We start from the raw sequence: 13,636 nt of genomic DNA on the forward strand, positions 1-13,636 counted from the left end.
CCGTGGCGTGACGGTGCGTGTCCAGTGTGACGCCTGTGGTGATCACCCGTCCAGGCCAGGTCCAGCCAGGATCGGGGAGCGAGCGGTGCCGGGGGTTCCGACACCGCTCGCTCGCTTGCTCCCTCAGACGTGACAGGCGGGTACGTCAGAACCCGTCGTCAACCCCTTCTTCGCGACGGATCATCCGCCAGGCGGCCTTGCGCGCACTGCGGTCGAGGCTCGACTTGAAGCCCTTGTCACCGCCGAAGTACTGGCGGCCGAGCCCGGCGATGGTGTCGATGTGGTCGGCCATCTTGTCCTCGAAGACGTCGTCGAAGACCAGGCCGAAGTTGTCCACGTCGTTGTTGGCCACGGCGGCGGCGCGCACCTTCGGATCGGCCTTGGCTTCCTCGAAGGGGCGCAGAACGTCCTGTTCGGTGAACTCGGTGCCGAACTTCTCGTTGAACTTCTCGATCAGCTCGGACAGCAGCGATTTCTCCACCTCCTTGGCGCCTGTGGCTCCGTCGCCGAACCCCTTCAGGTCGGCCGCTCCCTCGGGGCTGAGCGAGACGTCGTACTCGCCGGTCTTCTCCACCCGCATGTGGCTGAGATCGACTTCGCCTATGTCCACTCCTCCGTCTGCACGCCGCGGCAGCCGGTTGAGCAAGTGACGGCCGTACAGGTGCAACCGCTCCAGTTCAGCGTCCTGGTACGGGACGATCTGGGCGAGGAATCCGTACTTGCGTACGTAGTCGTTGAGGTTCGCGCGGAAGTCTTCGGCCGTCTCGGCCTCCTCGTCGTCCTCGCTCTCCATCAGGGCGGTGAACCGCTCGACGGCCGGGGACAGGAGTCGGTACAGCTCGGCGTGCAGCTTCTCCCACTTGGCCTGGGAGCCGCCCGCCTTCTGCTTCGCCTCGAAGTACGCGGCGGCGAACTCGTCCATCTCCTGCTCGGCGAGAACCGGGGCGGACATCACGCGTCCCTGCGCGGTGTACAGGAGGTTCGGGTCGGAGGGGAGAGTGTTCGCCTCCTCGAAGTACGGGCGGAAGGCATCCCGGATGTCCTCGGCCTCGTTCACGAAGTCCAGGACGGCGAGGTCGGACTGCGCCTTGCGCTCGGCGGTCCGGTTGAGCCGGGACAGCGTCTGCACGGCGGCGATACCGGTCAGCGTCTTGTTCACGTACATCGTCGTCAGGAGCGGCTGGTCGAACCCGGTCTGGTATTTCTCCGCCACGACGAGGATCTTGTACTCGGGCTTGCCCGAGCCACCCGCTCGGACCGCCTTGTCGTCGGCACGTGTGTACGCGAACGCCTCGGGCAGCGCGCTCTCGGCGAGCCCGCCGTTCTCCTTGCTCTCGGTGGTCTCCTCACCGTCAACGGTGAGCGAACCCGAGAAGGCGACCAGGACACCGAGGTCCGGGTACTTCGTGTCGTAGTCCCGGTCCTTGAGGTAGCTCTTGATAGCGCGCGTCATCTGCACAGCGGACTGCCGTGACGCGGTGACCACCATCGACTTGCCGCGCCCGCCGAGCCGGCCGCGGGTGTGCGTGACGAAGTGCTCCACGATCACCTGGGCGTGCTGTGCGACGGTCGAGTCGTGGGTGAGCGCGTACCGTGCGAGCAGGCCGTTGGCCTTGGAGGGATCGACCTCCTTCTCGTCCGGGTTCTGGTTCACCAGTTTCCAGTACGTGTTGTACGTGACGTAGTTGCGCAGCGGGTCGAGGATGAAGCCTTCCTCGATGGCCTGCCGCATCGAGTACGTGTGGAAAGGCCGGTACTTGGCCTCGCCGGCGATGTCGTCGAGCGTGCCGAAGAGTTCGAGGGTCTTGGCCTTGGGCGTGGCGGTGAACGCGAAGTAGGAGAGGTTCGCTGCCTTCGAGCGCTCGTTGGCCTTGCCCTTGAGCTGGCCGGTCAGCGACGACGGGGCTGTAGGGGTGGCGGGAGCCGTGGTGGCGCCGGGGTCCTCGGAGTCGGAGTCCAGGCCGAGGTCGCGCAGGGCGGACTTGACGGCGGTGGCGGCATCACCGGACTGCGAGGAGTGCGCCTCGTCAACGACGATCGCGAACCGGCTGCCCGCGATCTCGGTCGGGTTGCGCCTGATGTAGTCGAGCAGCGCCGGGAACGAGTGCAGGGTTACGGTCACGATCTTCCCGGTGTCCCGGGACAGCGCACGGGCGAGCTGCTCCCCCTTGGCCCCGCCCTTCTCGTCGATCTTCACGACGAGTCCGGCGGTGCGCGAGAAGCTGCCGACGGTCTCGCGGAGCTGGGCGTCGAGGTTGCGGCGGTCGGTGATGACGATGACCTTGTCGAAGACCGGCTCACCGGGGGTGACACGTGCGGTGGTGACGGCGTCCTGGTCCAGCGCGCGCGGGTCGGTGTCCGCGTGCAGGTCGGACAGGCGGTGGGCGAGCCAGCCGATGGTGTTGGACTTGCCGGAACCAGCGGATGCCATGATCAGGTAGTTCTGCCCGGAACCGTGATAAGCGGCATGCGCGGTCAGCTTCTTGACGACGTCCCACTGGTGGTAGCGGGGGAAGATCGTGGTCCGTCCGGTGCCCTTCCTCTGCTTGGGCTGGTGGACGAAACGTTCGAGGAGGTCGAGCCAGTTCTCCCGCTCCCAGACCTGTTCCCACAGGTAGGAGGTGGCGTACGCGCCGAACGCGGTGGGGGCGGGGTTGCCGGCGCCGCCTGGCTTGCCCGGCCCCTCGGAGCCGGTGTTGAAGGGAAGGAAGCGAGTGTTCTTCCCCCAGAGCTGAGTGGCGACGAAGACGAGGTCCGGATCGACAGCGAAGTTCGCGATGACGCGCTTGGCGAAGATCAGCTCGGTCGGGTCGCGGTCGGTGCGGTACTGCTCCTTGGCGTGCTCGACGCCCTGACCGGTGAGCGGGTTCTTCAACTCGGCGGTGGCGAGCGGGATTCCGTTCAGGAACAGGGTCAGGTCGAGGCGGTGACCCCAGTCGGCCTGCTTGGTGGCATACGGGAGCTCGCGGACGACGGTGAGCCGGTTGGCCTGGTACGGGGCGAGGATGGCGGGATCGGTGACGAGGTTCGGCTTGAAGTAGGCGACACGGAGCTTCACTCCGCGGTCCTTCACACCTTCCCGGAGGACGTGGAGAACACCGTGCTCGGCGATGGCCTGGTCGAGACGGCGGGCGAAACCGCGCTGGGCTTCGGCCTGGCCGCCGTAGACGTTCGCGAGCTCGTACCACTCGTCGGGCTGGGTCGCGCCGATGAAGGTGAACAGCTCGTTGGTGTCGAGGCCGAGGTCGGGACGGTAGTCCTCCGGGCTGGCTTCACGCCAGCCGCGATCGAGGAGGGCGGCGACTACGGCGGAGCCGAACGCCTTCTCGTGGTGCACGTTGCTCATGGGTCGGAACTCCGTCCGTTATTCCGTTACGTTGCGGCCACTGGCGGTAGAGACGTCGAACTGGCCGGTTACAGCGGCGGTAATGAGGGATTGACGGCGCTCGGTAAGCAAGGCTAGTTGTCTATCGAGAGCATCCCTTGCCCGGCTGGTAGAATTTTTCAGGCTCTCGTATTCACTCACCACCTCTCGCTGCTTCGACATCGAGCAATCTGGGACGGGAAAGTCCAGGACTTTTGCGCTGCTCGTCGTCGCGATTCCGACTTGCGTCGACGTAAATCGAAAGTACCTCCTACCATGTGCGGTCGCCAAGAGTGCTGCCAGATACTCGGGAACGATCCTCTGTCGATCCCCCCTGATCGCGAACACGTGATTCTGATGCACCATGCGGGGGATACGGCCGTGCCAGACAGCACCGCGACCAAGGTTGTCCGGATTACCATTCGCCTCGGTCATGACTACGTCACCAGGCCGAAGCATGCACCGCATTGCCATGCTCTTCGGAATCCGGATCTGCTTAATCTCGGCGAGATCAACTCGCTCGCCTTGGACGTTAGCCACACGAAGGTACGGAAACTCGGCGTCATCCGAGCTCTGCTCGCGGGCGCCATGCACCGTCACCCCGGACTGCACCCGCGCGAGGTAACCCAATCTGACCGTGTGCAGCTCGGCGGGAAGCCACGGCCAAACGTGATGGCGCTGACCTACCCTACCGATTCCTGGCGTCAACAGCTCCGAGATAGCGGAAAAATATCTCTCTTCGAGTACAGAATCCTGTTTCCTTCGCAGCCTCGCTAGTGTGTCGATGCGGGCGGTCTGGGCGTCGAGGAAGTCGGCGATTCGGCGCTGCTCCTCCGGCGGTGGAACTGGAAGCAGCACGCTTCCCAGAGTCGCAGAATCAAAGGCCGTCGAACGCTCGCGAATTCCCTTTGCAAGCGTGGCCACATACCCATTAATTGCCATTGTGCGCAGCACATAAGCTAGGTATCGCACATCCATGCCCATCTTCGCCTGGTAGGCGTGGACCACCGGCGAAGCTTTCCCGTCGGAATCAGATACACCAATGGCCCCGGCGAAACCATCCATGCCATGAACTACGAGATCCCCCCTCCGGATCCCTTGATATCCGATCTCCTGAATGGCGTTCGTAAAGCCGCCCGTACGTCGATTTTCGCGCAATGTCACCTGCCCGTCACGGAAGGCGGTGACAATCCCATCGTCTGCACGCACATTTCGACGCTGGCGACCCAAAAGCCACTTAGCACGTTCAGTAGTCCACTCGCCGGGGACGACACCCAAGCCGGGAATCCTGGTCATTCCGTCACCTCCCCCAACAGCCCCTGAATCTCCGCCTCCAGCGCCTTCAGCTCCGCGTCGATCTCCGCCAACGGCCGTGGCGGCTCGTACACGTAGAAGTGCCGCGTGAACGGGATCTCGTAGCCGATCTTCGTCTTCGTGTGGTCGATCCACGCGTCCGGAACGTGCGGATGCACCTCGCGCTTGAGGTACTCCTCCACGTCCTCGCCCAGCGGCACGTTCTCGTAGTCCCGCAGTTCCGGGTCGGGCTCGTCCGCACCCTTCACCTTCTGGACCTCGCCCTCGGGGTCCCGTACCCCGACCGCCTCGCGCATCGCCTTCGAGAACGGTGCGCCGGCAGGCCAGAGCAACCCGGCCGCCACCACCGCGTCCTTGAGATCGACGAACGCCTCCGCCTTCTTCGACCACGTCGAGCCGAGCAGCGGGCGCAGGGCCGACACGAACGCCTCCGGGTCCGCAACCACCCTCCGCACCGGCTTCGCCGCCGCCACCGCCACCAGCGTCTCCTCGGTCACCTCGAAGCGGAGCTTCAACGGCCGCTCCACCGTGATCCGCTGGTAGCCGAAGGCCGAGTTGTCGAAGACCTTCACCTTGCCGTACAGCGGGTGCTCCGGATCGCCCGCGACGGCCACCGCCTCCGCGTACAGCCGCGTGATGTCGGCGATGTGGTTGGGCTTGCCGTTCTTCCCGTCGCCCAGTTCCTTGCGCTTGTCGCCCAGCGACTTGCGCATCTTCACCCACTGGTCGCGGGCGTCGAGGAGCACGACCTTGCCCTTGTGGTCCGGGGCCTTCCGGTTCGTGAGGATCCAGAAGTACGTGGAAATGCCCGTGTTGTAGAAGAGCTGGTCGGGGAGGGCGACGATCGCTTCCAGCCAGTCGTTCTCCAGGATCCAGCGGCGGATCTCCGACTCACCCGAACCGGCCGCACCCGTAAACAGAGGCGAACCGTTGAAGACGATCGCGATGCGGGAGCCGCCGCCCCCGTCCACCTCGACCGGCTTCATTTTGGACAGCATGTGCTGGAGGAAGAGGAGCGAGCCATCGTTGATACGGGGCAGACCCGCGCCGAAGCGGCCCGCGTCACCCATTGACGTGTGCTCGTACTCGACCTCGTCCTTGACCTTCTTCCACTCCACGCCGAACGGCGGGTTGGCCAGGAGGTAGTCGAACTTCTTGCGGGCGTGGCCGTCGTCGGAGAAGGAGTTCCCGGCGGCGATGTTCTCCGGGTCCTGCCCCTTGATGAGCATGTCGGAACGGCAGATCGCCCAGGACTCGGGGTTGAGTTCCTGCCCGTAGACCTCGACCGTGGCGTCCGGGTTGAGGTCGGTGATGTGCTCCTCGGCCGCACTGAGCATGCCGCCCGTGCCGCAGGCCGGGTCCATGACGGTGCGCGCGGCACCGGGCACGCTGAGCGCGTCGGCGTCCGGGGCGACGAGGAGATTGACCATCAGCTTGATCACCTCACGCGGGGTGAAGTGCTCACCCGCGGTCTCGTTGGACTGCTCCGCGAAGCGGCGGATCAGTTCCTCGAAGACGTAGCCCATGTTGTGGTTGGGCACGGTCTCGGGCCTCAGGTCCAGGTCCGTGAACTTGCCGATGACCCGGTAGAGAAGGCCGGCGTCGGCGAGCTTCTTGATCTGTCGGCCGAACTCGTACTTCTCCAGGACCTCACGCGCGTTGTCGGAGAAGGCGTTGACGTAGAGCTGGAGGTTGGCCGACGCCGTGTTCGCGTCGTTCGCGATCTTCTTCAGCGTGAGGGCGCTGGTGTTGTAGAAAGCGTGGCCCGAGGCGCGGCGCAGCAGGCGCTCCGGCTTCACGTCATTGTCCTCATACTGCGCGTACACCTCGGCGAACTTCTCGCGCGTCGGTTCCAGGACGCATTCAAGGCGGCGCAGGACCGTAAACGGCAGGATCACCTTGCCGTAGTCGGACTGCTTGTAGTCGCCGCGCAGGAGGTCGGCGACGGACCAGGCGTGGTTCGCCAGTTCCGTGTGCTTGGTGCTGTTCAACGGTTTCCCTTCGGCGCCGGTCCGCGAGGAACGGGACAGGCGGTGCGGATGTGATCCGATGCGATGCGGTCTGATGCGCTGGAGCGGATTGGCGTCCCTATCGGCTGGAAGGGGCGGGGGCTGCTCCATCACTGTTTCCCCGACTCCGGAGGTACCAGTGTCCCGCTGGTCAGCCCCTCCGCGAGGGTCTTTGGCAGCAACGCGGCGAGTTCGGTCACCTGCCGCGCGGATTGGCGCAATCCATACAGGTGGCGGAAGGCTTCGCCGTATCTGCGCTGCTCCTGTAGGGGCAAGAGGGGGACTCGTAGTCTGGTGGGGTCGATCTGTACCGAACTGGTCCCGACCGAGGCGCTGTTGAGGTTGTCCTCCGCGGCGAGGAACCCGGCCAGGAACCAGGCGTCGAGGCGCTTGGGGTCGGGGCGGATCAGGCGGACCCCGCGCCCGATCACCGCGCCACTGTCCCGTTCGTCCGCGACGCGAGCCGCAGTGCCGTGCGCGCTGCGGATCTCCGCTAGGAGTACGTCTCCTTCGGCGACGATCACCGTCGCGTGCGGGACGGGCGTCTGCGGGGCGGCGGTGGCCCGCTGTCCCGCCGCCACGTCGCGACCGACGAGCACGGGCCGGTTCGCGAACGCGGCGGGAGGCGGGGCGTCTCGCTCCCTGGTGGAGGGCGGGCCGACGCGGTGAAGGGTGAGAGCCCCGCCACGCGTGAGGTCGGCGAGCGTCGCCGTTCGCCACTGACGAGCTTCGGCGCCCGACGCGGGCCACGTCCCCGCCCGCGCCCCGGTAGCCAGCCCATCGGCGGCTTTCGCCAGTTCACGTCCCAGCCGAGCCGCTTGTTCGGCGACTGCGACCGGGGCCGCCGCGACCGCCGCCGTGCGGATATTGCGTGCCGGGGTGACATCGACGAGGTCGTCCAGGAGGTCCACCACCGGGACCGCACGCGCCTGGCCCGGCACGTCCTCGAAGGCGGCAGGGTCGGCGACATACGAGGTCCAGTGCCCCAGCACGTCCTCGCTCAACGCGTCCCCATCGGCACCGGCAGCACCGTCGCGCCATGGTGCCCGGACGGAACCACTCGTCCGGGCAAGGCGCGCCGTCGTCCTCCCGCCTCCGCCGGACAGGGCCGCCCCGTCCACACACAGGACCGAATGGTGTTCCGGCGCCGTGAGTTCAGGTCGCTGGAGGATCCACACATGCAGTCCGATGTGGAGGGGCGGCGCGGCTCCGGCCGGCAGGGAGATGACGGCACGCAGTGCGCCGGCCCGGATCAGCTCGGCGCGGACGCGACGGCTCAGGGAACGGGAGGCGGTGGCCGGCGGCAGGAGTACGACAGCGAATCCCCCGGGCGTGACATGGGCCAGCGCGTGCTGGACCCACGCCAGCTCCGAGTCGCCGCGGGGGGGCACGCCGTACGCCCAGCGCGGATCGTAGGCGAGCTCGTCGTGACCCCAGTCACGGTCGCCGTAGGGCGGGTTGCACAGCACCCCGTCCACGGTGAGGTCCGCGAAGGCGTCGGCGCGCAGGGAGTCCTCCGCACGGATGTCAGCGGAGGAACCGGGAGCTTGCATGCCGAGGTGGATCAGGCTTCGCCGGACCTGCACGGGCACGAGGTCCTGACCGTACAGATGCTGCGCGCCCTGCCGGGCCGCAGCGGCGAGTAGCGCGCCACTTCCGCACGCGGGATCGAAGACCCGCACGGGAGGGCGGGATGGGGACCCGGCAGCGAGCAGCCGTGCCATGAGTTCGGCCACCGGGACCGGTGTCGTGTATGTGCCGCCGGCCGACTCGTCCTCCAGCTCGCGCTCCGCCAGCACATCAACGGCACCCTGGGCCTGACCGGCGTCGATGCAGCGGAGGATCGCTCGCAACAGGGACGCATCCGGCGCGGTGTACGTCACGTCGTCGAAGTGCGCCTCAGGTGGCGCGGGAAGTTCACGAACGAGCGCTTGGGCTCGGGCCGCCACCTCACTGTCCGGGAGGGCGTCGGCCGCGTTGAAGAGGTCGGGGCGCCGACGCTCGGCGAGTACGAAAGGCAGGAGGCGGGAGGCCGCCGCGCGCTCGTGAGCACTCAGCCGCAGCAGCGTGCGCAGCTCTTCGAGCGGCGGGGTCTTCTCGCCGTGCCCGCGCCTCGCCAGCCAGCCGCGCACCTCCGCGAGGTCGTACAGCGGACTGCTGTCCGTGCCCCCCGCGGGAGAGGGGAAGTCCGCGTGACGTCGGCGCCAGTTGCTGACGGTCGCCCGCGTGACCCCGGCGAGCCGGGAGATCTCCGCCGCGGTGACCTGGGCGGACACCTCGGGTGCGGCAGAGACGTCGGGCTGCTTCGGCATGACAGGGGTTCCTCGCTGTTCGACATGAGCGACAGGCAACAGATTACACGCACCCAGACCCATGTCAATTGCTTGACACAGCTTTCATTGTCATTCTCAACTCTGAATGTCGCCATCCGTAAGCATCTGGCGTCAGCCCAGGGGGGAACCCATGACCATCGCTATGCCCTCCGCCAGCGTCGAAGGCATCCAGCTCACCGTGACCGCCTCCGCCCGGCCTCCGTCATCGGCACCATCGGGCCGCCCACGCTGTTCCTCCCAGCCCTGGGACGTCTATGAGGGCTACCTCTTCTCGCTGGCAACCTCCACCGCGAGCAACCTGGGAGCCACCGTCCACCACAGGGACGTCAATGGGAATGCCGTCAACAATCTGGTGTTCCGCACCAGCCCCGGCCAGCTCTACAGCACCACGCATCCGTACACCCAGGCGGTGCTGGAGATGCCCGGCGGAAGGGAGCCAGGTCAGTCCCACTCCCAGCGGATGCCATGGACTCCGGGGCGGATCAGGGTGTCGGCCAGGTGGACGGTGTGCCAACTGGTCAGGCGCAGTTCTGTGAGGTCCTTGGCCGGGGTGGATACGTTCGGCTGCCAGGCGCGGTAACAGCGGGTGGGCAGGGCGGCCGGGTCGAACTCCACCTGGAGCAGGTACGTGTGGGCGGGGAAGCGGAACCAGCGCTGGTAGAAGTTCGCCGGCGGGGCGACCTCCCGGTAGCCGAACTCATACTCGATCACATACGTCTCGCCGCGTTGGAGAGGGCGTTCAAAGAGCAGTTCCACCGCTGTGACGCCCGTAGCCGGGTCGGTTCGTACGCGGCCCATCCGGCAGTAGGCGCAGTGGTGGAGGTCCGGAAGCTGACCCCGTTCGTTGTGGTGGAGCACCACGTGGCGGTCCACGCCGTCCGCCCGTGCCCGGAACACCAGCCGGGTGTGGACGCTTCGCTCCTCGCGGTCGGGTCCGGCCCGGAAACGCTCGTGACAGCCCAGCCATTCGAGCTGGCCGTCGGCGGTTTGCTCGATCTGGCCGAGCAGCCGGCCGACGCTGCCGGGGACCCGGCACAGATCGCGGTAGGACAGCGCGCCGGGGATGTGCCGCACCCAGCGGCCCCGGGGACGGGGCGGGCCGAGCCGGGCGACCAGGTATGCGCGCGGCAGGCCCAGGATCTGTTCCAGGGCGCGGACGGCGTGCAGCGAATGGGCGCGTTCCGGGCGGCAGCGTCCGCGCTGCCAGTTGGAGAGGCTGGCCACGCTGACCTGGATGCCGCGTTCCGCGAGCCGGGCGTGCAGTCTGTCGAGGCTCAGGCCACGGGCCCGGATGGCGGTCCGCAGAGCCTCGGCGAAGGAGTGGACGGGCGGGAGCTCTGGCGGTCCGTGGCTGGGTGCGGTGCGCGTGCTGGTCACCATCTGCGGGGTCCTCCTGACGGCGTACGTCCGCCCCCGGGACGAGCACGAAGGTACCCGGGGGCGGAAGCGCCGTCGAGATCGGCGGGCCAACTCGTCCGCCGCCGCAGTGGTCAGAAGGTCAGGCTCCACGCGTCGAGGTAGCCGCTGTCGTTGACCGCTGTGTCCGTGACCCGCAGCTTCCAGACGCCGTTCGCGGTCTCCGCGGAGGCGTCAACCGTGTCCGTCTCGTGGATCACGTCACCGTCGTCGCCGGGGTCTGGGCTGCGCAGCCGGTAGGCCGTGCCGCTGGGGCCGATGAGCTCGATCCGCAGATCGCCGCGCCAGGTGTGGTGGAGGTCCTGGTACACCGACAGGGACGTGGGCGCGTTTCCGCTGATTCCGCTGACGGTGATGGGTGACTCGGCCTGGCCCCGGTCGGGGATGCTGACGTTGGTGGTGTTCTCGAAGTACGGGCCGGGGTCGCCGCCGCCTCCGTAGTTGATGAGGCCGCAGCACTGGTTGCGGTAGATGCGGGTGCCGCGCCGCTCGGCGTACCCCTGGTAGGCGGAGGCGCCCTCGTACCAGGTCCAGCCGCCGATCTCCTTGCCCCGCACCGCCACCGGGGTGTTGCCGCCTGCTCCCGTCCACAGGGTCCAGTGCGTGTGGTCGCCGTTGGCCGAGCCGCCGCACGGGAGTTCCTCCGCGATCCGGCCGAGGTATTCGCCGTGGGCCACCGTGCTCCCCGAGGGCTTGTTGGTGGTGTCGCGCAGGTGGTAGTAGCCGGTGGTGTAGCCGTTGTCGTGCATCACCGTGATGTGGGGCCACCGGCCGCCGCTGGTGCAGTGCCGGTACATCGTCCCGGCCCGCGAGGCGCGCACGTTGCCGTCGCCGCCGTAGAAGTCGATCGAGTTGTAGGGGCGAGACCTGCCGCTGTTGCCGTGCACACCCCAGTGGCCCCAGCCCGCGTTCTGCCGCCACGGCAGCGACAAGCCGGTGGCCGCACGCGGTTCGGGCGAGGTGGTACGGGCGAACGGGGCGCGCTCGGAGCTCTTGACCACCGAGGCGGGGGCTCGGTGAGAGAGCGCCGCGAAGGCGGGGGTGCCCTGGAGACCGACCTCCCAGGTGCCGCCCGAGCGCCGGGCGAGGAACAGCGAGACGACGGGGGCGGTCTCGACCCCCCGGGGCATGACGAACGCCGAACTCCCGAACGTCCAGGACCCGTTGTCGGACCACCGCTGTGGCTCGACCAGGATGTCCAGCTGGGCCGAGGCTTCCAGCCCGTAGCTGGTGCTGGCCTGGGCGCCGAGCCGGTCTTGCATCGCGCCGCTCACGACCTGCTTCAGCTCCTGCCCGGGGGGTGGGGGCGCGGCCCCGGCGGGGCCTGCCGGGAGCACGGCGGCAGTGACGGCGAACGCCGCCCCGAGGGCCGTCAGGATGGTACGTATCGGTCTGTTCACGTTCGCTCCTTCTCCGGGGTGGGGGACGCGCCTCGCGGCACCGCGGGCGCCACCGCCGGGTACTGTCCGCCGGCTGGCCAGGCAGAGCAACGGGGAGAAGGGGCTGCGTGGACAAAACCTGAATATCGCGCTCTCGACGCTGAAGAACTGCCTCGCTCCGTAGCGGCGGGGCGGTCAGCGCACCTGGTGAAGGGCGGAACCAGCGGGTGCGTCGGGCGCACGCCCCGGCCGGTTTGGCCAAGCGCCGCCGGAGCATTGAATCTTTAACTTCGGCAACGCGGCGGCCCCGGGCATGAGCGGCAGGGCACTTTCCGCCCCATGGGTAGGGGTGCCCACCCATAGGGCGGAGGGGTGGCGGGGGAAGGGCCGGGGCACGGACACCGCCTGCCCCGGCCGCCGCCCCGCACGAGCCCGCCAGCGATCCGCCGGACGGGCACTGGGGCGGGTGCGGCTCTTCCTCACCAGGAAGGGAGGTTTACGGCGCGGCGGGTGGTGGGCCCGGTTCGCTCGCTGTCCGCCCCTCGTCCGCGCGCCGTTCGGCGGCCTCCTCCTGCGCGTCCTGGCGGGCGCGTTCCGCTTCCAACTCCCGCGCGTCCTGGCGGGCGTTTTCCGCCTCGAACAGGCGCATCAGCTCCCGGGCGTTGGCGTCGGCTTGGGCCTGGGAGCCGTCGTCGTCCGCGTCCTCCGCGTCCTCGTCGTCCGTCAGCAGGCCCTGTTCGCGCAGTTGCCGGGTGTGCACGTTGACCGGTGGCTGTGGGTCGTAGTCCGAGGGACGCGGGCCCTCGGGGCCGTCGGGACCGACGCGCACCAGGCGCTCTACGCGCGCCAGGCGCAGGTGCCGCCCCGCCACCTCCAGTACCACGCCATCCTGTTCCGACTCGAACCGGTCGGCCGCACGCGCGTACTCGGCGCGCTGGGCGGCGTCGAGCTTGCGCATCACCGGGGCCATCACCCGCAGATCCAGCATCAGCCCTTCGCGCGCGTCCTGCGGGGTCGGGCGGGCGCCGGACTCCGCCGCCCACCGCCCGTCGATGCGCTCGGCGATCAGGAACGCGGCGGGCAGGAGCACGCCACCGGGGTGCGTGTGCACCGCCTTCAGCGCGTCGCCCCGGACGTCTGGCGGGACGGTGCCGGGGCCGGGCACCAGGGACAGCAGCTCGACCTTCAGGATGCCCTCGGACATCCCGGTCGCGGTGTCGGTGTCGATGATGAACCCGTCCACCGGGTCGGGCGTGCGCTCCGCTCGGCGCTGGGAGGGTGGACGCGGGTCAGGGGCCGGGTCTGAGGGGCGGGGCGGCTCCGGCCCCTCGGGTCCCATGCGGATGAACTGCTCGGCGCGCACGACGCGGTAGCGCGTGCCCGAGACCGTCAACTCGTCGATGACCTCCCAGTCCAGTCGCTCGGCGGCGGCCAGGCAGGCGTCCCGGTCCGCCGGGTCATCCGCCTCGTCCTGTTCGTGTGCCGCCCTGCGGAAGTGCGCTGCCAGGGAGTCCCGGGCGTCCTGCGGGGCGTGCGAGCCGAAGTAGGGCAGGAGCTGCCAACCGCCCTGCTCGCGTTCCCGGGCAACGCCGAAGAGGGGTCCACCGGCGCTGTGGAGGTCCGGGTAGGAGTCCCTGGCGTACCACGCTTCTTCGTCGGCCCGTGCCTCGGCGGCATCGGCGGGTGCGGTCACCCGCACCTTCCGGTACCCCGGCACGTTCTCTCCGTGTTCGAGCATGCACACAGGATGACCTCAGCGACGCGTCTCGCGCAGGCGAACGGCGGTTTCCGCCTCCTGAAGTTACGGCCGGAGTTGACGTC

Annotated in this window: 7 protein-coding genes; all 7 read right to left on the minus strand. The window is 68.3% G+C overall.

The genetic code is table 11. From position 1 onward, the window contains the following. Positions 1-145 precede the first annotated feature (145 nt). The 7 genes from JJV70_RS03365 to JJV70_RS03395 all read right to left on the minus strand — a co-directional run bounded on the left by JJV70_RS03365 (position 146) and on the right by JJV70_RS03395 (position 13,553). Positions 146-3,346, minus strand: coding sequence for a type I restriction endonuclease subunit R (locus JJV70_RS03365; RefSeq protein ID WP_219046134.1), 3,201 nt, complete (start codon positions 3,344-3,346; stop codon positions 146-148). An 18-nt stretch (positions 3,347-3,364) separates the two neighbouring features. Then, a complete protein-coding gene (locus JJV70_RS03370; protein WP_219046135.1) occupies positions 3,365-4,660 on the minus strand; it encodes a hypothetical protein in 1,296 nt (431 codons plus the stop codon). Beyond that, positions 4,657-6,669, minus strand: a complete 2,013-nt coding sequence (locus JJV70_RS03375; RefSeq protein ID WP_219046136.1) for a class I SAM-dependent DNA methyltransferase — start codon at positions 6,667-6,669, stop codon at positions 4,657-4,659. The genes JJV70_RS03370 and JJV70_RS03375 overlap by 4 nt, the downstream gene beginning before the upstream one ends. Before the next feature lie 128 nt (positions 6,670-6,797). After that, complete coding sequence (locus JJV70_RS03380) at positions 6,798-8,999, minus strand: N-6 DNA methylase (protein ID WP_219046137.1); 2,202 nt, start codon at positions 8,997-8,999, stop codon at positions 6,798-6,800. A gap of 462 nt (positions 9,000-9,461) precedes the next feature. Then, complete coding sequence (locus JJV70_RS03385) at positions 9,462-10,400, minus strand: helix-turn-helix domain-containing protein (protein WP_219046138.1); 939 nt, start codon at positions 10,398-10,400, stop codon at positions 9,462-9,464. 110 nt (positions 10,401-10,510) lie between these two features. Beyond that, the gene (locus JJV70_RS22420; RefSeq protein ID WP_308294661.1) at positions 10,511-11,836 is read right to left on the minus strand and encodes a proprotein convertase P-domain-containing protein; all 1,326 of its coding nucleotides are present in this window, start codon (positions 11,834-11,836) and stop codon (positions 10,511-10,513) included. Between the two features lie 475 nt (positions 11,837-12,311). Then, positions 12,312-13,553, minus strand: coding sequence for a DUF5954 family protein (locus JJV70_RS03395; protein ID WP_219046139.1), 1,242 nt, complete (start codon positions 13,551-13,553; stop codon positions 12,312-12,314). Positions 13,554-13,636 lie beyond the last annotated feature (83 nt).

The sequence above is a fragment of the Streptomyces sp. JJ66 genome, assembly GCF_019303495.1.
GTDB lineage: Bacteria > Actinomycetota > Actinomycetes > Streptomycetales > Streptomycetaceae > Streptomyces.

What these genes read in the sequence shown, in the direction of transcription:
- JJV70_RS03380 (WP_219046137.1), bottom strand. Translation starts at nt 8,999, where the DNA reads ATGCCGAAGCAGCCCGACGTCTCTGCCGCACCCGAGGTGTCCGCCCAG.
- JJV70_RS03370 (WP_219046135.1), bottom strand. Translation starts at nt 4,660, where the DNA reads ATGACCAGGATTCCCGGCTTGGGTGTCGTCCCCGGCGAGTGGACTACT.
- JJV70_RS03385 (WP_219046138.1), bottom strand. Translation starts at nt 10,400, where the DNA reads ATGGTGACCAGCACGCGCACCGCACCCAGCCACGGACCGCCAGAGCTC.
- JJV70_RS03395 (WP_219046139.1), bottom strand. Translation starts at nt 13,553, where the DNA reads ATGCTCGAACACGGAGAGAACGTGCCGGGGTACCGGAAGGTGCGGGTG.
- JJV70_RS03365 (WP_219046134.1), bottom strand. Translation starts at nt 3,346, where the DNA reads ATGAGCAACGTGCACCACGAGAAGGCGTTCGGCTCCGCCGTAGTCGCC.